The organism is Bacillus silvicola (assembly GCF_050524305.1).
GTDB classification, from domain to species: domain Bacteria; phylum Bacillota; class Bacilli; order Bacillales; family Bacillaceae_G; genus Bacillus_A; species Bacillus_A cereus_AT.
In genome coordinates, this window is sequence record NZ_JBNGVC010000012.1 from 910,563 (window position 1) to 931,636 (window position 21,074).

A 21,074-nucleotide genomic window follows, 5' to 3' on the forward strand; every position below is an offset into this window, starting at 1 on the left:
CAATTACGTCACATTTTGCTGCTTCATATACTGAAACATATCAATCATAATTGAAGCCACCGCTAATTGGTTTTGAAATTTTTCCACTTTATCCGGTATTGTTTTTTTGAAATGCTGCATAGCAGCTAACTCAAAGGCTTCTTTTTCTTCTGGATTACGCGTTAATTTCCGATACCAGTACGGCTGTTCCCGGATATAACGAGTTAAATCCTCATCAGCTTTTATAAACTCCATAATATCTGCTCTCATCCTCTTTCCTCCTAATCCTTTTGAAAGAAAAATGGATTATTTTCAGAAGTACTTTGTTCTTCTTGCGCGCGGTTTCCTTGAAATTGTTGTATAACTTGTTGCACACTACCAATCGCACTCGTTACATTTGCTAAATGTTGCTGCATTTGTTCTACGTCTAGCTTTTTAAAAAAAGAAAGCATTTGTCCCATCACATCAGCAGTTTTTTCTTCTTCAGTTTTTTCTTCTTCAGTTCTATCTTCTTTTTTCTCTTTATTTTTTTTCACTGAAGAAAAAGTAGGTGCTCCATCAGGTCTATACGCTGCCCATATTCGATCCTCTTCACCGAGTAAGTACCATTCTTCATAAAATTGCTGCCAAGTTTTTTGGCCACCTCTAACCTCATGAACCATTTTAGGGTGATGGTTTACAAATTCTTTAAACTGCTGAACCGATGGATGCAACGGCCCTTTTGTTGTCGGCATAATCCTCACCTCTTCATGTATATCTACTATATTGTAAGAAAAAAAAGGCGCATGGTTCGCCCATTTTTAGACGATTCATGCACCTTTTTATTTTCGAATAAAGTTTTGAGTATAAAACTTATCGTATACCCCAACACCTAATCCAGTGAATTGCTCATTTAATAAATTTTTTCTGTGACCTTCACTATTTAACCAGCCTTGTACCGCTGCAATTCCATCACTATGTTGCGCCGCTATATTCTCACCAGCAAGTTGAAAAGCTACTTGACCACGTTGCAAGCGATCTCCTAACGTACCAAAAGTAGGCGAGTCATGGGAAAAATAATTATTATCCTTCATATCTTTACTATGGCCAAATGCAACGTCTGCCGTTTGTTGATCCCATGTTAACAATGGTAATTCATGACGACTTCGAATAATATTTGTTAAATCTAGAATTTGCTGCATATTTCCATTTTCTACTTGCTTCACTTTTTCTGGAGTCAATGGTTGTTCCGCTATTAATTCTCCTGAATAAACAAGCTGATAGGGTCTTTGGCGTAATAAAGTTTCATCATCCATATAACGAACACCAACAAGCTCATGAGTAAAATGATCAAAGTATAATTGTGCCCATCCATCTTCTACAGGTATTAGTGGTTGTTCCATTACTTCTGTATCAGATAACTCAAATTGATAACTATTTTTCCCTCTTTTTAATGAAATCTCATGTGAAATCGGATTCTTTTTATATACTTCTTCATACTTTTCATTTATATGATAAGGTGTCACCTTAACTTGTTCACCAGCAACATACGCCGTTACAACTTTACGTTCAGCAACTCCAAATTGAACATACTTAGTTAAATCTTGATTATATACCCACCATTCATATCCATAAGCAGACGGCTCTATTCGAGACGGTTCGCCCCACTTTGCTAATAAATTCTCAGAGTCCCCACCAATCATATTTAAAACTGTGTCTGAGGTTTCTTCATTTATTTGCTTTTTCTTTTTCACAATTTTATTTTCTTGCTTAGAGTGAGATGGGGTTAATATATATTGCGAAACGAGTAATTTCCCGTATAAATCCACAGCTAAAATTAAAAATGTAATGATTACGATACGTAATACTTTTTTCAAATGATATACCTCCTGAACAAAACATAAAATTGAGATATACACAAATCCTTTTCTTTCCTTTTTTGTGTGTACCGTACTCTTTTCACTATATCATATTTTCACGAAAAAAGTCTGGATTATCCCTTTTCTCTCAATATGAATTGCACTTTCTTATTATTCATACTATTATAAAAATAATAGTATAACATTAAGGAGGAGGTATTTTATGCAATTTACAAATACGAAGTTTAATGATGCAGTCGTAGATTTAACTCTTTTAACTGAAATCATGGAAAACAACCATTTTGTACTCGCTGGACAGTGGGATTATGAACGCATTACATATGATTATAAATTTGAAATCTTAAAGGATGTTTATTATTTACGTGTACAAGGTTTTGCTGTTGAGGGTGACATCGGCGGTAGACACGCTCAAGTAAAACTATTACCCCCCTTATTAGGAAAACATTATTATCCTCATGGCGTTGAATATGGTGATGATGAGATTTTCCCAACGAATGTACTTCAAAAAAGCGAACAACTCCTACAAAATATTGAAAAAGAATTGAAAGAATTTCAGATTATTGAATAACAAAAAACGAGAGCATCAATAAGATGCACTCGTTTTTATTTTGTCTGCAAATAAGGCGGTAACTCTTGCAACTGCTCTTTATCCTTTTCACGCTCTCTACGTGCCCATTTAAAGAACACATAGCCGATAATCGTACCGTACACTATTTCCTGGACAATTTTCATAATGATACCGCCTGTTTGTTGGTCTTGTACTACTGGCATCCAATGTAAAAATTCTGGTCCGGTTATATTTAAATCTGATAAAGTACCCGCTGGTACACAAAGTTCCATCGCCTTCATCCAAGCGGCCGGATCCGTATATGTTGCAAATAATGGTGCAGTCGCAAAAATTATTAATGCACAAGCTGGTGTTAATAAAATACCATTAGCAAACATGTAACCAAGCTTCTTTATATCACTTAACGTTTGATATTCCGGCAATGGATTCAACATCGGCCACCACATCATTATTGCTGCAAAAAACAATATAGCAAGGCAAATAGGATGCGCTATTTGACTTTGTTTTACTGTATCAAAAACAACTGGCAAATGATAAAAGGAAAACAGACCGTTAAATACGAACAACGCAATAAGCGGTTTTGCAAAAAACTTTAGCACAATTTGAACGAACTTAAAAGAAGTAATATATTGATATAACCATACAGGTATACCTAGCAGTAATAACGGGGGAACTGCAATATACATTATTGCCATTTCGAACATATGCGCGCTAAATATAATATGACCAATTAAATCAATAGGTCCTCCCTTTACAAAATACAAGAGGACAATCCCAGTCGTAAAATAAAAAATTTGCTTCTTACTTACCTTCGTCGCATTTTCAAATCGCGTTCTATATGGTCCAATAATTAAAAAGTACCCAATAAGAATCGAAAGCATAAATAATAAAAAGATCGGACTCCATAGAGCTTGAAAACCAAATATCCACAAGTTACTCATTGTCACACCCACCTTCTTAAGGTTATCCTTTCACATAATGTGAAGAGGGAGCTGTGACAACACAAGCTCCCTTATTTTTCACTTTTCAAATCCACACGATCGTCATAAAAGCTAAAATTGTAATTAACCCTATTAACAGACCAGAATAAAGAAAGAAACTTGCTGCTTCATGTCCTTTATGACTCATATGCATAAAATAATACAATTGAAAAATTACTTGTACCACTGCTAATAGTAAAATAAACGGTACAGAGAAAGTCGGACTAAAAGTTTTCGGATATGCAACTGCTACAAATGCAACTAATGTTAAAAAAATCATTAATGTAAACGTAATAACTTGATGCTTCATCTCCTCCGCACTTTTTCTCTTCCGATAAACAAGATCAACTTTAGGATTATTCGTTTGCCTTATCGCCATTGTTTATCCCACCATTCCCATTAAATATACTACAGTGAAAATAAACACCCAAACTACGTCAATAAAGTGCCAATAAATTGATGCAACATAAAACTTTGGTGCGTTGTATAAATTTAAACCACGCTTCGCATTTCTAAAGATTAATGTTAAAATCCAACATAATCCAAACAACACGTGGAGCCCGTGTGTACCAACAAGAGCATAGAATGCAGAACCAAATGCACTACTTCTCATAGTATGCTTAAATTCATGCGTATAATGATAAAACTCATATATTTCAAACCCCAAAAATCCTAAGCCTAGCAGCACTGTTACAAGTAACCAAAGTTGCATTTTCTTAAAGTTGAAATTTTTCATATGATACATTGCATATACACTCGTTAAACTACTTGTTAACAAAAGCATCGTCATGATGAAAACGAGTGGCATTTGAAACATCTCTTGAGATGTTGGTCCGCCATTTGTAGAGTTCTTTAACGCTAAATATGTGCCGAATAAGGAAGCGAACAACACCGTTTCGCCTCCAAGAAATAACCAAAAACCGACAAACTTATTTTTCCCCTCAAGGGTTGCTTTTTCAGGCTCTGCTGGAAATGTTTCATTCGTTAATTTTTCATCTACATGCATTATGCCTTGCCCCCCTTATCCTCTAAATCTTCTTTATGAATATGATATCCATGATCATCGACTACTGAGCGAAGGAACATTGTGCCAAATGTAATGATTAAACCAATAATTGCTACTAACAACCAAAACTTATCTTTTCCACCCTGCATATACATCGCACCAAACGCGGCTATAAATAAACCTAAAGAAATGATAAACGGTGAAAACGAAGGGTTTGGCATATGAATATCACCAACTGGTTCCGCAGCTGTCATCTCTTTATTACCTTCACGTTTTTCAATCCAAAACGGATCTAATCCGCGAACAAATGGTAATTGTTTGAAATTGTATTCCGGTGTAGGTGCTGGCATTGTCCACTCTAATGTACGTGCATCCCATGGGTCACGACCAGCCTTCTCTTTTGACACTGTCGTTTTAATTACATTGAATAAAAGAACGATTGTGCCAAGAGCCATAAATACTGCTCCAATAGAACTAATCATATTCCCCATTTCTAATCCTTGTCCCTCTAGGTATGTGTAATAACGACGTGGCATACCAATTAATCCAAGGAAATGCTGAATAAAGAACGTTAAATGGAAACCGATAAAGAATAACCAAAATGTTATTTTTCCTAGCGTTTCATTTAATACCTTATTAAACATAAGTGGCCAATAATAATGTGCACCTGCAAGTAAACCAAATACAACACCGCCGACAATTACATAATGAAAATGTGCTACTACAAAATAATTATCATGAAATTGATAATCAGCTGGTGCAGATGCAAGCATAACGCCTGTAACTCCACCCATAACGAATGATGGAATAAAAGCTACCGCCCACATCATTGGTGTCGTAAACCTAATACTTCCACCCCACATTGTGAAGAGCCAGTTAAATATTTTAATACCTGTCGGAACTGCAATTGCCATTGTTGCAACTGAAAAGATAGCGTTCGCGACAGGACCAAGACCAACTGTAAACATATGATGCGCCCATACCATAAACCCTAAAAAACCGATTAATACAGTCGCGAACACCATCGATGAATAACCAAATAATCTTTTTTTCGAAAATGTGGCGAAGATTTCTGAGAATATTCCGAAAGCTGGGAGTATAAGAATGTATACTTCTGGGTGACCGAAGATCCAGAATAAATGCTCCCATATAATTGTATTCCCGCCCAATGCCGGATTAAAGAAACTTGTGCCAAATAAGCGATCTAGCATTAAAAGACCTAATCCTACAGTTAATGGAGGAAATGCGAATAATATAAGTGACGATGTTACAAATGTTGTCCATGTAAACATCGGCATGCGCATATAGGTCATTCCTGGCGCTCGCATATTAATAATTGTAACTAGGAAGTTAATACCTCCAATTAATGTACCAATACCTGATATTTGCAAGCCGAGTACATAAAAGTCAACACCATGCCCTTTTGAGGCTAAAGCTAAAGATGCATACGATGTCCAACCTGCATCAGGTGCTCCTCCTAAAAACCAACTTAAATTTAAAAATACTCCACCAAAGAAAAATAACCAGAATCCGAGTGAATTCAAAAACGGGAACGCCACATCACGTGCTCCAATTTGAAGTGGTACTGCGGCGTTCATAAATGCAAACACGAGTGGCATAGCTGCGAGGAAAATCATTGTTGTACCGTGCATCGTTAATACTTGATTATAAGCATCCCCAACAAGAAAAGCATTGTTAGGAATCGCTAACTGAAGGCGAATAAATAGCGCTTCTATTCCGCCTATTATAAAAAATACTCCACCTGCAATTAAATAGAGAATGGCAATCTTTTTATGGTCTACTGTCGTTAAATAATCCCATATGACAGCACCCACCCCCTGTTTTTTTGCTACAGAACTCACGTTTTCAACCTCCCCTTCGCAAATGATCCCTCTTTACTTTTCAATCTTTAACGTTTGTAAATATGCATTTAATGCATTAATTTGATCATCCGTTAAGTTGCCATATTTACCAGTCATTTTATTACCTGGCTTCATATTTTCAGGATCTTTGAGCCATTTTTTTAAGTTCTCTTCATTGTTTTCGGCAATACCAGCAACTGTATCGCGATCTGCAAAGTTTGCTAGGTTCGGTGCGATACGAGCAGAAGGTGGTCTACTATCATTTGATCCAACCGCATGACAACCAATACAGCTTTTATTAAATATTTCTTGGCCTTCTTGCGCCTTTGTAGAAGCTACTTCTTTTTTTCCATCAATCTTCTTCATATCAGCAAGCCATTTTTTGTACTCGCTTTCATCCAGAGCTTTCACTTTGAATTGCATTAAAGAATGTGATGGGCCACAAAATTCTGTACAAAAACCATTATAAGTGCCCGATTTATCTGCCTTTAACCACATTTTGTTTACATTATCTGTATTTGTATCCATTTTCCCAGCTAAAGATGGAACCCAAAACGAATGTTTAATATCGGCACCCTTCAAATTCAAATACACTTTCTTACCTGTGGGGATGACTAAATCTTGAGAAGTTACTATTTTTTCTGATTTATAAGAAAATTCCCACCAATAAAGATTCGCTGTTACATCAACAACGATAGTATCTTTATCAATATTCTTTTTCTCCATCGCACTTACATCAGCAAGCTTGAATGTATATGTAACCGTCGGAACAGCCAAGATTAACAAAAGAATAATCGGAATAACTGTCCATATAATTTCTAGTTTGTGATTTCCTTCAACTTGCTCTGGAATATAATCTTCCTCACCCTTTTTTTGTCGGAAACGCACAATTACATATAAGAAAATAATAGTAACTACAAGTACTACTCCTATCATGATTGCACTCGCTAGTAAGAGCAAATCATATTGCATTTTCGCTACTTCTCCTTGCGGAATTAAAGTAGATTGAAAGGCTTTACCGCATCCCCCTAACAGTAAAGCCAGCAGTGAAACGAACGAAAGCAGTCGCCACTGTTTCTTCATACAAACAACCCCCACTTTCTTTGTGAATTAGATTGTACTTTATAGTTAAGTAAAGTAAATCTCAACGTAAAGAAATCCAATCATGTCGTTGTCTTAGAAGAATGTAACTACAATCATTGACACAAATAAGATTGTTAAGTAATTCAGGGAATAAACAAACATTTTTACGGACCATTTGATGTCATCTTGCTTACGGAAGCCATAAAACCCTAGTACGATCCATCCGATGTTAAGCAATGTTGCAATTACCATGAATGTTATTCCAAGCCCACTCATATAAAATGGTAGTGGTAATAAACATACTGTCCAAATCATAATCTGACGTTTCGTAATATCAAATCCCTGTACAACAGGAAGCATTGGGATTCCTGCATTTCGATATTCATCAACACGTTTCATCGCTAATGCGAGGAAATGTGGGATTTGCCAAATAAACATAATTAAAAATAACATCCAAGCAATTGGATGATTTAAAGACGGATCAATTGCCGCCCATCCAATTAAAGGTGGAACTGCTCCTGATATACTACCTACAACAGTATTTAATGTATATTTTCTCTTCGTCCATAACGTATATAAAACAACGTATGTGAAGGCACCAATAAATGAGATGAAGACTGCCATTGGTGTAGTAAGTAATAAAAATGCAAATCCAAGTAGTAAAATTACAAGTCCAAATGCCAGTGCAAATCCAGGTTTATATTTACCTGTTACCGTTGGACGATTTTTTGTTCTTTCCATTAATGGATCGATATCTCGGTCAATGTAGTTATTTAAACAACATACCCCTGCCATAATTAATGCAGAACCAACGATTGTGAAAAATAGCTTATCTAGATGGTCCATAACACTTAATCCATTAAAATGTAAAGCCAGCCAAAATCCTGTAAATACAGTAAGTGTATTTGAGTTTACAATCCCCATTTTAACGAGTGCTGATAAATCTTGTAACCGAGTTGTTTCCGGTACACTTGAAACAGCTGACTCATCATGCAGCTCACTTGTTGCATGGTTCATCACTTTAACCCCCTCTTAAACCTATCATCTTTCTTAGCTTTTATTTCATATGAAATATTTCGCTTTATATAGCAATATTATTACAGTAGAAATATTGTTAACCCATTCTACTACTAATCTACGCCCATACTCCAATATATTAAATCATATTTCCCGAACATTTTGTGAAGAAAACATGAACTTTTTGTGTCGAATGTTAAAAAACTTTATTCTACTCTATCCTTATCATAACACGATGTTATCTTCTATAATAAACTATTTTGTCATATTTAGCATGTATTCTCCCTATTTCTTTTTAAAATCTCCTTATTTTCCCCTAAAATATGTATGTTAATCCCCATTTTTTTCTTCGCGATACGTACATTGCCCACACCCTTCATTTCTTTGCTATTTTATTATTTTTTATATATCATAGGACTGTAGCACGTTTTATTCTATACATAATGGAATGAAAATATTTCGCAATAACTTCATAGCAGAAAGATGGTGAAAGAGATTGCAACGCTTTATTAAATGGTTAGCAGTCATTACAAGTCTCGATTTACTAATAGTTTTACTAGGAGGCGCTTTAGTTACAAAAACAGGGTCAGGCCAAGGATGCGGTAAATCATGGCCACTTTGTAACGGTGAATTGATTCCATCTAATTTATCAATGGAAACTATTATTGAGCTAAGTCACCGCCTTACATCAGGATCAGCAGGAATCCTTGTTACTCTTCTTTGTATTTTGTCCTGGAAATATTATAAACATGTGCGCGAAACAAAGACGTTAGCAATTTTATCCTTCGTATTTTTAGTGGCCCAAGCATTAATGGGAGCGGCGGCAGTTGTATGGGGACAAATGCCTGCTGTATTAGCTATCCACTTTGGTATTTCCTTAATTTCATTTGCTTCTGTTATCTTGTTAACGTGTCTTATTTTTGAAATTGATCAAAAATTCGATGCACGTTCTCTTATTATGGACAAAAAAATGAAATTTCATATTTACGGTGTAACAATTTACAGTTATATCGTTGTCTACACAGGAGCTCTAGTACGTCACGAACGAGCTAGCCTAGCCTGTCCAGACTTCCCTTTATGTAGCAAAAATAGACCTATGCCAACTCAACTACATGAGTGGGTTCAAATGGGACATAGAGTTGCAGCGATGTTAATTTTCGCTTGGATACTATATGCGATGATTATCGCTATTCGCCATTACAAGCAGCAACGTGTAGTATACTGGGGATGGATCATTTCATTTATCCTTGTTACACTTCAAGCTGTAGTAGGAGTTTTAGTCGTATTTACAAATGCTAGTTTAGCAATGGCATTATTACATTCACTCTTCATTTCTTGCTTGTTTGCTGTACTATGCTATTTAGTTATGTTAGGTACAAGAAGTACAGTCAATGCAAAAGAAGCTGAATTGACTTCCAAGCAAAATAAAACAAAGTAAAACTTTAATACCTTGCCGAATTGGCAAGGTATTATTTGTAATAAAAAAAGAGCTGCTTTCACACAGCTCTTTTTCTTTATTTTAATGATCTAATTCAATAAGTAAATCTCCCGTTTGAATTGCATCTCCATCATTTACATATACTTTTTTCACTTTACCATTAAATGGCGCTTGAACTGTCGTTTCCATTTTCATCGCTTCTGTAATTGCCATAGAATCGCCTTTTTTCACTTCATCGCCTTCTTTTACAACTACTTTAATAACTGTTCCCGGCATTGTTGCACTAATATGGTTTGGATTTTCACGATTCCCTTTCACACGTTGTGCAACTGTTGCTTTTACACTTTCGTCTTTCACAACAATCTCACGTGGTTGGCCGTTAAATTCCAAGTAAAGCACACGATTTCCATCTGGCTGAGGCTCTCCAATTGATACTAGTTTAACCATCAATGTTTTACCTTGTTCGATTTCCACATCGATTTCTTCACCTAGTCTCATTCCATAGAAGAATGTCGGTGTATCAAGCACAGATACGTTTCCATAAAGCTCAGCAACTTTTTCGTAGTCCATAAATACTTTTGGATACAACGCATATGCGACTACATCAAAAATCGTCACTTCGCGTCCAAGTTTATGGAATAACTCTTCTTGTAAAGCATCGAAATCTACTGGCTCTAATAATTCACCTGGTCTTACTGTTAATGGCTCTTTCCCTTTTAAAATTATTTCTTGTAATTTTTCCGGGAAACCACCATATGGTTGTCCTAAATCTCCCGAGAACATTTCAACAACAGATCCTGGGAAGTCCATAGAATGTCCACGCTCTAAAATATCTTGTTCTGTTAGGTGATTTTGAACCATAAATAATGCCATATCACCGACAACTTTAGATGATGGTGTTACTTTTACAATATCGCCAAACATATCATTAACACGGCGATACATCACTTTAACTTCATCAAAGCGATCTCCTAAGCCAACTGCTTTTGCTTGTTGTTGAAGATTACTATACTGTCCGCCCGGCATTTCATGCATATACACCTCTGTGTGAGGAGCATTCATACCACTTTCAAATGGAGCATAGTATTTTCGTACATCTTCCCAATAATGAGATAGTTTTTCTAATGAGTCTATATTAACATCTGGCTGTCTTTCGTTTCCACCTAACGCATAGTATAGTGTATTCGCACTTGGTTGTGACGTTTGACCAGCCATTGAACTCACCGCTACATCGACAATATCAACACCTGCTTCAATCGCCTTTGTATACGTTAAAATACCATTTCCACTCGTATCGTGTGTATGCAGATGAATTGGAATCGACACCGTCTCTTTTAATGCTGAAACTAAATCATATGCTGCGTTTGGCTTTAGTAAGCCCGCCATATCTTTAATTCCTAAAATGTGAGCTCCTGATGCTTCCAACTCTTTTGCTAAGTTTTTATAATAATTTAAATCGTATTTACTACGTAACGGGTCATGAATATCTCCTGTGTAACACATTGTTGCTTCTGCAATTTTACCAGTATCTCGTACAGCATCAATCGCAACTCTCATACCTTCTACCCAGTTTAAGCTATCAAAAATACGGAACACATCAATTCCAGCTTGAGCAGAACATTCCACAAATTTTTGAATTAAATTATCTGGATAGTTTTTGTAACCTACTGCGTTTGAAGAGCGAAGTAACATTTGGAATAAAACGTTTGGCATTTTTTCACGAAGATCTAGTAATCGTTCCCATGGATCTTCTTTCAAGAAACGATATGCAACATCAAACGTTGCACCGCCCCACATTTCTGCTGAGAATAAGTTTGGTAACATTCTCGCTGTCGGCTCTGCAATGTGATGTAAATCTTTTGTACGAACACGAGTTGCAAGTAATGACTGATGTGCATCACGGAATGTTGTATCAGTTAAAAGTACACGCTTTTGATCTTGTACCCACTTTACTAATCCATCCGCTCCACGCTCATCCAAAATTTGTTTCGTTCCATTTTGGATTGGCTCTGAGTGTATCACATTTGGTATACGAGCATCTGGGAAAATTGGTTTCTCTTTTTTCCCTACTCCTGGGAAGCCATTTACTGTTACTGTACCAATATAATTTAACATTTTTGTTCCACGGTCTTTACGTTTCGGGAACAAGAATAGTTCAGGTGACGCGTCAATAAATGAAGTGTCATATTCTCCTGATAAGAAGTTTTTATGTTTTACTACATTCTCTAGGAATGGAATATTTGTTTTAATACCACGAATACGGAATTCTTTTAAGTTACGTTCCATTTTTGCAGCAGCTTGTTCAAAAGTAAGTGCCCAAGTAGTAACTTTTACAAGTAAAGAATCGTAGTACGGTGTAATAACTGCACCTTGGAAACTATTACCTGTATCAAGACGAACACCAAAACCACCGCCTGATCGGTACGCCATAATTTTCCCTGTATCCGGCATGAAATTATTTAGTGGGTCTTCAGTCGTTACACGAGATTGGATTGCAAATCCGTGCACAACCACTTCCTCTTGCTTAGGAACACCTACCATTTTACTATGTAATGCATGTCCATCAGCTATTAAAATTTGCGATTGAACAATATCCACTCCTGTAATCATCTCTGTAATCGTATGCTCAACTTGAACACGTGGGTTTACTTCAATGAAGTAAAACTCATCACCTTTTACAAGGAATTCTACCGTTCCTGCATTTAAATAGTTTACATTTTTCGTTAACTTAACAGCAGCATCACAAATACGTTGACGCAAATCATCTGAAAGCGACACGCTTGGTGCAATTTCAACTACTTTTTGATGGCGACGTTGCACAGAACAGTCACGCTCGAATAAATGAACAACATTACCTTCTTCATCTGCCAAAATTTGTACTTCTATATGTTTAGGTTTTTCAACGAATTTTTCAACGTATACTTCATCATTACCAAAGGCTGCTTTTGCTTCTGATTTCGCGCGATTATACGATTCTCTTAACTCTTCACTAGCACGTACTATACGCATACCGCGACCACCACCGCCAAGCGATGCTTTAATAATAATCGGGTAATCATACTTTTCAGCAAATTCTGCGACTTCTTCTAATGAATTTATTGGACCATCACTACCAGGAATAACTGGAATTTGTGCTAACTGCGCTTGTGTTCTTGCTTTAACTTTATCTCCAAACATATCTAAGTGCTTACTTTTTGGACCGATAAAGATAATTCCTTCTTCTTCACAACGTTTTGCGAATTGAATATTTTCTGACAAGAAACCATATCCAGGGTGGATTGCATCTACATGATTACTTTTCGCAATCTCAATAATGCCTTCAATATCTAGATAAGCATCAATTGGTTTTTTCCCTTCCCCAACTAAATAGGACTCATCGGCTTTATAGCGATGATAAGAACCGCTATCCTCTTTCGAATAAATTGCAACTGTGTTTAATCCAAGTTCTGAACATGCTCGGAACACACGAATCGCTATCTCTCCACGGTTAGCTACCAATACTTTTTGAATACGTTGCAGCTTTGTCATGATTTTCCCCCTCTATTTTCCTACCACTCTAGAGATAAAATACATACACACTCTAAAGAGCGTGAAGTTCTTCACTTTCTACATTATATTATACTTAGAAAGCTTCACTTTATTTTTATCCATCATACCTTATTTTTCAACAAATGATAAGTTTTCTGATCAATTTGTTTCACAAAAATAGTATAGCATACCTCTTCCTTTTCTAACAACCTTATTGTATATCACATTATTTTTAATGTGATATATCTTTAATCGATATGACGAAATAGTATATCACATTAAAAATGAACGAAATAAAAAGCACACTGAGTTCTTCATCCCAGTGTGCTTTTTATTTTACAACAACAAGATGTGGTCCACCTTGCCCTATTTCTGTATTCATTTCATTCTGTAGTTTCTCTTGTCGTTTTACATGACTAGCAATATTTAACAGTATACCCATTGCAAGCAGATTAGCTAATAAAGAACTACCACCATAACTTACAAACGGTAATGGTACCCCTGTAAGTGGTATTAACCCAGACATACCACCGACATTAATAAAAGTTTGAACTCCAAACAAACTTGCAATTCCAATTGCAATTAAACTTCCAAACGGATCTTTACACTTTTGTGCAATTCTAAATGAACGAATAATAATGAGTAGTAAACAGATCAAAATGACAGCTATACCTATAAAACCAAGCTCTTCAGATATAATTGCCATAATAAAATCTGTTTGCGGTTCTGGTAAGTATCCATATTTTTGTACACTGTTTCCTAATCCTCGACCATTTAGCCCTCCTGAAGCAATTCCAATAAAAGAATTTATTAATTGAAACCCATCATTCTGAGGATCGTTAAATGGATCAAGAAAAACTGAAAAGCGAGCTTTTTGGTATGGACTTAACTTATAATTCCCAATAAAATATAGCGCTGGAATCCATATTATAGACGTTAAGAGGAATCGCTTTATACTTAAATTAACATTAACTCCTGAACAAAAGAACATAATCAGTACAGTTCCACCTATTAGTATATCGGTCCCTAAGTCATTTTGAAGTAAAATTAATCCCATCGATCCACCGACAACAGCTAGAGGAGGAATTATCCCTTGTACAAAAGGTGTTTGCGTTTCTTGTTTCTTAGCAAAAAAGTTTGCTAACGTAATAATAACCGTTATTTTCACAAACTCAGCTGGTTGTATACCTAATATCCATCCTTTTGCACCATTTACGTCCTTACCGAAAATCAAGGCTGCTAATAATAGACCAATACTCCCTATTCCCATTGCAATCAAAGCTATTCGCTTTCTCCACAACTTATAAGGAATAGCAACGATAATCGCTAACATTATCGTTCCAATAGCTAGAGCAATTAATTGTTTTTTAAAAAAGTAATTTGCTGGCCAGTTATGCCTCGAAATCGCAACAATGGAACTAGAACTATATACCATTATAACTCCCAACACACATAAGATAACAAGAGGAAGTAATAATGAATAATCCATTGATTTCCATACTTTTTTCATTTCATTTCCTCTTTCTGTTTCAATTTAATTATTGTTGTATTCCATATGTATATAGGTTCTTCCTGCTTTATTATACAAATAAAAAGCCCAAACTATTTCAGTTTGAGCCCCCTTATTTGAACCCGTTATTGTTGTTTGTTTGTAAATGCTTCATGAAGTGCAGACAACTCACGTTCGAGCTCTCCTAACATTGCTTTCCCTTGTTCTTCTGCAATAAGACCAAGGCGAACCGCAAAATCGACCTCGCGGGATAGTCCAAACATTTGTGTGTCTAAAACTTCTTCATATAATGGACATTGCGGCATTGTAAGATTGTCCATTTGTACCTTAATAAGTCTTAAAATCTTCTCTGCATCCGCTTGTAGAAGGGCTAGTGCCTTTTCCTGATGATTTGATACTGTCTCAGACGCCAAATTGATTCCCTCCGTTTCCGTCCTACTCTCTCATATCTATTAATATTAGCGATAGTTTTAATAAATTGCAATAGAAACATTTTTTGTGACAACAGTGTCTAATACTATTATACTGAAAAGTGGGAGTATAACACAAATGGGGGAACAACAATGAGCGAAATTTTATTTATTAACGGAAAAGTACGTTTTCCAATCACTATCGATCCAACTGTTTGGATTTTTGATGATCGAAAATTAGATTTGACAACTTACTTTGATGAAACTAGAGAAGAATCATCCGAATTAGAAACATACTTAAAACATACTTCAGAGCATTGGGATCGCGAAATCCGTGATGGCGCTGCCTTCCCGCCAATCCAACAAAGCGTAAAGAAATATAAAAAAGAACAGCTTATTAACGGAACATTTGGCATACCACTTCAGCCATTTCTTAAAAATGCTGAAATTTTAGAATGTGCTACTCAAGTCGAAATTGAAACTACAGACAATTTGATTACACTTCCGTTAGAAACAGCCAATCAAGCAATTCTCGGTTTTTCAAAAGAAGGTAAACCATTAAGAGAAGACGGGCCTGTTCATCTATATTTCCACGATGGATCTAATAGACAAAATCCGATTCGTAACATCCGTAAATTTACTATCATTTAAATTGTATAATTAAAAGGCAAAAAAGGAGTGAGCTGAGGCCCACTCCTTTTTATAATAAATCCGCTGCTAGTTGAGCTAAATTAGAACGCTCTCCTTTAACAAACTTTACATGACCACTAATACGTTGCTCTTTAAACTTCTCTACAACATATGTTAAGCCATTATTATATTCATCTAAATACGGGTGATCAATTTGCTGAGGATCTCCCATTAATACAATCTTACTTTTTTCGCCTACTCTTGTTAATATCGTCTTTACTTCATGCTTCGTTAAATTTTGTGCCTCATCAATTATAATGAACTGGTCTGGAATACTTCTCCCACGTATATAGGTAAGCGCCTCTACTTCAATCGAACCCATTCCAGCTAAAATAGCATCTAGCTCTCCAGGCTTTTTCGTATTAAATAAATACTCTAGATTATCAAAGATCGGCTGCATCCACGGTCTTAATTTTTCTTCTTTTTCTCCTGGTAAATAACCGATATCTTTTCCTACTGGAACGATTGGTCTCGCAACAAGTAGCTTTTTATATAACCCTAAATCTTCCGTTTGCATGAGCCCCGAAGCTAATGCAAGTAACGTTTTTCCTGTACCGGCTTTCCCTGTTAACGTTACGAGCGGGATATCTTCCCGAAGCAACAATTCTAATCCCATAATTTGCTGCACGTTTCGTGGGCGTATCCCCCACACTTGCTCATTGTGAAAAATAAGTTTCTTTACCTTCTTACCTAAATGATCCACAATCCCAAGTGCAGAACTAGAGCCCCCTAGCGCATCTTTCATTACAACAAACTGATTTGGATAAAAAGGATGATTTGCGATTTCAGATAAAGGTAGTTCACCTTTTTCATAAAAATAGTCTAACTGTTCTTTTGATATATATCCTTCTAAAAACCCTGAATATATATTTTCCACTTCAATTACTCGATCACTTAAATAATCTTCAGCCTTCAAACCAATTGCATCAGCTTTTACCCTTACGAGCACGTCTTTACTTACTAAAATAACAGACTTCCCGTCCTCTTTTTCTTGTTCTTCTAAAGATAGGTTTTTCGCTACCGCTAAAATTCGATTATCATTTGTTTTTTCTACAAAAATATCTTGCAGTTGAACAAATGAGCGATGATTTAATTCAATACGAAATGTACCGCCGTTTTCTAACGGAATACTTTCATGCAGCTTTCCTATTTCGCGAAATTTATCTATTAACTTAGACACATAACGAGCATTTCGTCCTACTTCATCCATATAACGTTTTTTCGAGTCAACCTCTTCTAATACAACTGCTGGAATCACTACTTCATTTGTTTCAAATGAAAAAATAGATAAAGGATCCTGCAAAAGTACATTCGTATCTAACACATAAATTTTATCCAACCTGTTACCCCCTGACTCCACTTTTAAATTTGTAGAACAAGGGTTTCATCCATAAAATATGGACGAACCATTGTTATAATTATATGTAACGTATAAACGAGGTAGAATCGAAATTCATAGAAATTAAACCTTTTCTTTATTTTTTATTCATTTCTATTCAATATATTACTTTTAATTATTATTTTTCACATTAAATCACAATACTCGATTACAAAAGTTAATGAACGACTTTCCTATTCATCCCATTTATAACTCTTTCATTCCTACCAACACTTGATTATCCAGCTTTTTCGCAGCTCGAAGATCATATGTTTTTTCATATACTGGTTCTGTAGTAAGTTTGGCTCCATAAAACATAACATCACGAACTTCTTGCACATTCACTTCTATTACAGTTAATTTTAGAGGAATCCCTTCCATTCTATCTGTTAAAATTTCACCTTCACCACATATGGAAAATACGGATTCATTCGCCAATATAGTCAATACTACCCCTATATTGCGCCGTATATTTTCCACAATACGTGAGCGTTGATCTACCGCAAATCGAATACTAGTTTCACTCACTGCATATACCCAAGAAATAGCACTTACGTTAGGAATTTGTTTTTCGAAATCTGTCGTTGCTACCATAACGATACACTCTTTACGTAACGATTGTACTAAATCATCTGTCAATGTAGGCTCTACTACATTCGCCATATCTCCACCTCCAAATAATCTTTCTATATCCCTATCATAACTTATTTTTCGAATTGCGAAAATATTATTTTTTCCTGCTATTATTCAAAAACATTATGCTTCCATGATATACTTATACTGATAGAATTCGTATTGAGGTGACGAAATGAGAGTCAGATGTATGATTTGTGATAAAAAAGATATGTTAGATGACGAAAATCCTATGGCAAAAAAACTGCGTAATCGCCCTATTCATACATATATGTGCATGGAATGTACGGAACGCATTGCAGAGCGTACTATGGAACGCCATGCAAGTGGTAATTTCCGATTATATCGTGATAAAAAAGTAGAAGACGATTGGTAAACCGTAAATAAGTCCTTAATCATATAGATAAGGACTTATTTGTATTTTTCTGGTTCACGATTCATCTGATCCAAAAAACAATCAATTGCTTCTACTGGAAATCTTGCACACCTTATTTCTCCATCAATTTCATATGTAATTAAATACATTTCCTCGTTCTTTTCCACTTCTACATTTCGTAATTTATGCTCTTCATATATCATATCTCGAAATAATACATATGTTTCTTGTGCAGCGCTATCATCTGGACGCGCTTCCGCAACAGTTTTAATTGTTAACCAATTATATAGTGCATCTTGTACCGAGCGCATGAAGCTCCCCCTTTTCACCCTGCTTTTTGTTGTTTTGCTTGATGTAAACGTAATCTATAAATTCCAAGTACAATTGCCGCTACAACAAGCCCCTCCCCCACAGGTAAAAAAACTGCAAAGAACGTTAAAACCGTACATCCAATCGCTAATGATATGTATATCACTATATTTTTTATTATCGACAGTTTTCTTGCGAATCCCAAGTTATACACAAGCGCACTTAATATGATAATGATGCCATACAGTAACCACATCCCTAGTTCTGGATTTTCGTCAACTTTACACAATTTCGCAAAAAACGACATTCTTTCTAACACTATTTATCCCCCTTCTCATAAAAAATAAAAACTCTTTATGTACTTAATACAAGAGTAACCCGCGAAAAAAATACTGTCCACAAAAAAGAGTAAATATTCTAAAAAATATACATAATAAAAAACAGCTACCTTTATCAAAGGTAGCTGTTTTATTATTTTACGCTTCTACAGATTTCTTTTTCTTAGCAGCTCTTTCGCGCTCGCTCTTATCAAGAATCTTTTTACGTAGACGAATTGATTCTGGAGTTACTTCACAGTACTCGTCTTCGTTTAAGTACTCTAATGACTCTTCTAAAGTCATTAAGCGTGGTTTTTTCATTGTTGAAGTTTGATCTTTCGTCGCAGAACGAATGTTAGTTTGTTGTTTCATTTTTACAACGTTAACTGTTAAATCATTTTCACGTGTATGTTCTCCGACAATCATACCAGCATATACTTCTGTACCTGGTTCAACGAAGATTACACCGCGATCTTCAACTTGCATAATACCGTATTGTGATGCTTTTCCTGTTTCAAGTGAAACTAGAACACCTTGGCGACGTCCACCAACTTGTCCAGCATGTACTGGTTGGTAGCAATCGAATGTGTGGTTTAAAATACCGTAACCACGAGTTAATGTTAAGAATTCTGTTGTGTAACCAATTAAACCACGTGCTGGAACCATGAAAGTAAGGCGAACTTGACCGTTTCCGTTATTCACCATATCTAACATTTCACCTTTACGTGCACCCATAGATTCCATAATAGAACCTGTGTATTCTTCAGGCACATCGATTTGTACGCGCTCTACAGGCTCACATCTTACGCCATCAACTTCTTTAATAATTACTTCAGGCTTAGATACTTGTAGTTCATAACCTTCACGGCGCATGTTTTCAATTAAGATAGATAAATGTAATTCTCCGCGTCCAGATACGATCCATGCATCAGGAGAATCTGTATTATCTACACGCAAACTTACATCTGTTTCTAATTGTGAACGAAGACGCTCTTCAATTTTACGAGATGTAATGAATTTACCTTCACGACCTGCAAATGGGCTGTTATTTACAAGGAATGTCATTTGTAATGTTGGCTCATCGATACGTAATAATGGTAAAGCCTCTTCATGCTCAACCGGACATACCGTTTCACCTACGTTAATGTCTTCCATACCTGAAACAGCTACTAAATCTCCAGCTTTTGCTTCTTCAATTTCTTGACGCTTTAATCCAATATAACCAAATAATTTAGTTACACGGAATTGTTTTACACTTCCGTCAACCTTCATTAATGCAACTTGTTGTCCTACTTTCATTGTACCACGGAATATACGTCCAACCCCGATACGACCAACATAGTCATTGTAATCAAGAAGCGCTACTTGGAATTGAAGTGGCTCTTCGCTATTATCAACTGGTGCTGGAATATGTTCAATGATTGTGTCAAACAATGATTTCATATTCTCTTCTTGATTTGCTGGATTTGAATCTAAGCTTGCTGTTCCGTTCATTGCTGATGCAAATACAACTGGGAACTCTAATTGATCTTCGTTTGCACCAAGTTCGATGAATAAGTCAACTACTTCATCAACTACTTCATCAGGGCGAGCGAAGTCACGGTCAATTTTGTTTACAACAACGATTGGCGTTAAGTTTTGCTCAAGAGCTTTCTTTAAAACAAATCGTGTTTGTGGCATACAACCTTCATATGCATCAACAACAAGTAGAACACCATCAACCATTTTCATGATACGTTCTACTTCTCCACCGAAGTCAGCGTGACCAGGTGTATCTAAAATGTTAATTCGTTTATCTTCATAGTGAATCGCCGTATTTTTTGCTAAAATTGTAATACCGCGTTCTCTTTCTAGATCATTCGAATCCATTGCACGTTCTTCAACGTGTTCGTTTGCACGGAAAGTCCCCGCTTGACGTAATAACTGGTCAACAAGTGTTGTTTTACCATGGTCAACGTGGGCAATAATTGCTATATTTCGTAAATCTTGTCGTTTTTTCAACATGTCCAACTCCTAATGTCTTTTTAATCCTTCTCTATTATAAGAGCGAAGGGGATACTATGGCAATCAAAATAAAATCAAGAATGAAAATATAGTTGTATTCTTACTTTTGTGAAAGTAAAATGAGATT

Annotated in this window: 21 protein-coding genes; 4 read left to right on the forward strand and 17 right to left on the reverse strand. The window is 35.9% G+C overall.

Annotated features, from left to right (window positions below):
- Positions 1-3: 3 nt before the first annotated feature.
- From ACP6L7_RS16520 to ACP6L7_RS16530, 3 genes are all read right to left on the reverse strand, one after another.
- Complete coding sequence (locus ACP6L7_RS16520; RefSeq protein ID WP_097830894.1) at positions 4-249, reverse strand: YlbE-like family protein; 246 nt, start codon at positions 247-249, stop codon at positions 4-6.
- Between the two features lie 11 nt (positions 250-260).
- Positions 261-713 (reverse strand): YlbD family protein, encoded by a 453-nt coding sequence (locus tag ACP6L7_RS16525; RefSeq protein WP_097830893.1) that lies wholly within the window; start codon positions 711-713, stop codon positions 261-263.
- A gap of 87 nt (positions 714-800) precedes the next feature.
- Positions 801-1,835 carry a CAP domain-containing protein gene (locus tag ACP6L7_RS16530; protein WP_097830892.1) on the reverse strand — a complete coding sequence of 345 codons (1,035 nt, stop codon included), beginning with the start codon at positions 1,833-1,835 and terminating at the stop codon, positions 801-803.
- Positions 1,836-2,040: 205 nt separating this feature from the next.
- Between ACP6L7_RS16530 and ACP6L7_RS16535 the strand changes: the two genes are divergently transcribed.
- Positions 2,041-2,406 (forward strand): YugN family protein, encoded by a 366-nt coding sequence (locus ACP6L7_RS16535; RefSeq protein ID WP_097830891.1) that lies wholly within the window; start codon positions 2,041-2,043, stop codon positions 2,404-2,406.
- Between the two features lie 35 nt (positions 2,407-2,441).
- Here ACP6L7_RS16535 and ctaG read toward each other — a convergent pair whose 3' ends face one another.
- The 6 genes from ctaG to ctaB all read right to left on the reverse strand — a co-directional run bounded on the left by ctaG (position 2,442) and on the right by ctaB (position 8,354).
- Positions 2,442-3,347, reverse strand: coding sequence for a cytochrome c oxidase assembly factor CtaG (gene ctaG / locus ACP6L7_RS16540; RefSeq protein ID WP_097830890.1), 906 nt, complete (start codon positions 3,345-3,347; stop codon positions 2,442-2,444).
- A gap of 85 nt (positions 3,348-3,432) precedes the next feature.
- Positions 3,433-3,765: a cytochrome c oxidase subunit IVB gene (gene ctaF / locus ACP6L7_RS16545; RefSeq protein WP_097830889.1), complete on the reverse strand. Its 333-nt coding sequence runs from the start codon at positions 3,763-3,765 to the stop codon at positions 3,433-3,435.
- Positions 3,766-3,768: 3 nt separating this feature from the next.
- Positions 3,769-4,392, reverse strand: coding sequence for a cytochrome c oxidase subunit III (ctaE, locus tag ACP6L7_RS16550; RefSeq protein ID WP_000557861.1), 624 nt, complete (start codon positions 4,390-4,392; stop codon positions 3,769-3,771).
- On the reverse strand, positions 4,392-6,254 hold the full coding sequence (gene ctaD, locus ACP6L7_RS16555) for a cytochrome c oxidase subunit I (protein ID WP_097830888.1): 1,863 nt from the start codon (positions 6,252-6,254) through the stop codon (positions 4,392-4,394). The genes ctaE and ctaD overlap by 1 nt, the downstream gene beginning before the upstream one ends.
- A 33-nt stretch (positions 6,255-6,287) precedes the next feature.
- Positions 6,288-7,337 (reverse strand): cytochrome c oxidase subunit II, encoded by a 1,050-nt coding sequence (gene coxB, locus ACP6L7_RS16560; protein ID WP_071746861.1) that lies wholly within the window; start codon positions 7,335-7,337, stop codon positions 6,288-6,290.
- A 93-nt stretch (positions 7,338-7,430) separates the two neighbouring features.
- Positions 7,431-8,354, reverse strand: coding sequence for a protoheme IX farnesyltransferase (ctaB, locus tag ACP6L7_RS16565; RefSeq protein WP_071746862.1), 924 nt, complete (start codon positions 8,352-8,354; stop codon positions 7,431-7,433).
- A gap of 496 nt (positions 8,355-8,850) precedes the next feature.
- Between ctaB and ctaA the strand changes: the two genes are divergently transcribed.
- Positions 8,851-9,792: a heme A synthase gene (gene ctaA / locus ACP6L7_RS16570; protein WP_097830887.1), complete on the forward strand. Its 942-nt coding sequence runs from the start codon at positions 8,851-8,853 to the stop codon at positions 9,790-9,792.
- An 81-nt stretch (positions 9,793-9,873) separates the two neighbouring features.
- Here the strand turns inward: ctaA and pyc are convergent, their stop codons facing one another.
- From pyc to ACP6L7_RS16585, 3 genes are all read right to left on the reverse strand, one after another.
- Complete coding sequence (gene pyc, locus ACP6L7_RS16575) at positions 9,874-13,320, reverse strand: pyruvate carboxylase (RefSeq protein WP_097830886.1); 3,447 nt, start codon at positions 13,318-13,320, stop codon at positions 9,874-9,876.
- Positions 13,321-13,651: 331 nt separating this feature from the next.
- Complete coding sequence (gene ftsW / locus ACP6L7_RS16580) at positions 13,652-14,830, reverse strand: putative lipid II flippase FtsW (RefSeq protein WP_097830885.1); 1,179 nt, start codon at positions 14,828-14,830, stop codon at positions 13,652-13,654.
- Positions 14,831-14,955: 125 nt separating this feature from the next.
- Positions 14,956-15,243 (reverse strand): Fpa/YlaN family protein, encoded by a 288-nt coding sequence (locus tag ACP6L7_RS16585; RefSeq protein WP_000135698.1) that lies wholly within the window; start codon positions 15,241-15,243, stop codon positions 14,956-14,958.
- Between the two features lie 150 nt (positions 15,244-15,393).
- On the opposite strand from ACP6L7_RS16585, the gene ACP6L7_RS16590 reads away from it, so the two are divergent.
- Complete coding sequence (locus tag ACP6L7_RS16590) at positions 15,394-15,891, forward strand: hypothetical protein (protein WP_097830884.1); 498 nt, start codon at positions 15,394-15,396, stop codon at positions 15,889-15,891.
- 49 nt (positions 15,892-15,940) lie between these two features.
- On the opposite strand, the gene ACP6L7_RS16595 is transcribed toward ACP6L7_RS16590, so the two are convergent.
- Both ACP6L7_RS16595 and ACP6L7_RS16600 read right to left on the reverse strand, forming a co-directional pair.
- Complete coding sequence (locus tag ACP6L7_RS16595) at positions 15,941-17,269, reverse strand: PhoH family protein (RefSeq protein WP_000358083.1); 1,329 nt, start codon at positions 17,267-17,269, stop codon at positions 15,941-15,943.
- A 246-nt stretch (positions 17,270-17,515) separates the two neighbouring features.
- Positions 17,516-17,971, reverse strand: a complete 456-nt coding sequence (locus ACP6L7_RS16600) for a pyridoxamine 5'-phosphate oxidase family protein (RefSeq protein ID WP_097830883.1) — start codon at positions 17,969-17,971, stop codon at positions 17,516-17,518.
- A gap of 145 nt (positions 17,972-18,116) precedes the next feature.
- Here ACP6L7_RS16600 and ACP6L7_RS16605 point away from each other — a divergent pair, with 145 nt between their 5' ends.
- Entirely contained in the window at positions 18,117-18,317 is a 201-nt protein-coding gene (locus ACP6L7_RS16605) for a YlaI family protein (RefSeq protein WP_002094429.1), read from the forward strand.
- A 35-nt stretch (positions 18,318-18,352) separates the two neighbouring features.
- On the opposite strand, the gene ACP6L7_RS16610 is transcribed toward ACP6L7_RS16605, so the two are convergent.
- The 3 genes from ACP6L7_RS16610 to typA form a co-directional block, all read right to left on the reverse strand.
- The gene (locus ACP6L7_RS16610) at positions 18,353-18,628 is read right to left on the reverse strand and encodes a hypothetical protein (protein ID WP_097830882.1); all 276 of its coding nucleotides are present in this window, start codon (positions 18,626-18,628) and stop codon (positions 18,353-18,355) included.
- A 14-nt stretch (positions 18,629-18,642) separates the two neighbouring features.
- Positions 18,643-18,945 (reverse strand): YlaH-like family protein, encoded by a 303-nt coding sequence (locus ACP6L7_RS16615; protein ID WP_097830881.1) that lies wholly within the window; start codon positions 18,943-18,945, stop codon positions 18,643-18,645.
- Between the two features lie 157 nt (positions 18,946-19,102).
- Entirely contained in the window at positions 19,103-20,947 is a 1,845-nt protein-coding gene (gene typA, locus ACP6L7_RS16620) for a translational GTPase TypA (protein WP_071746870.1), read from the reverse strand.
- Positions 20,948-21,074: the final 127 nt, after the last annotated feature.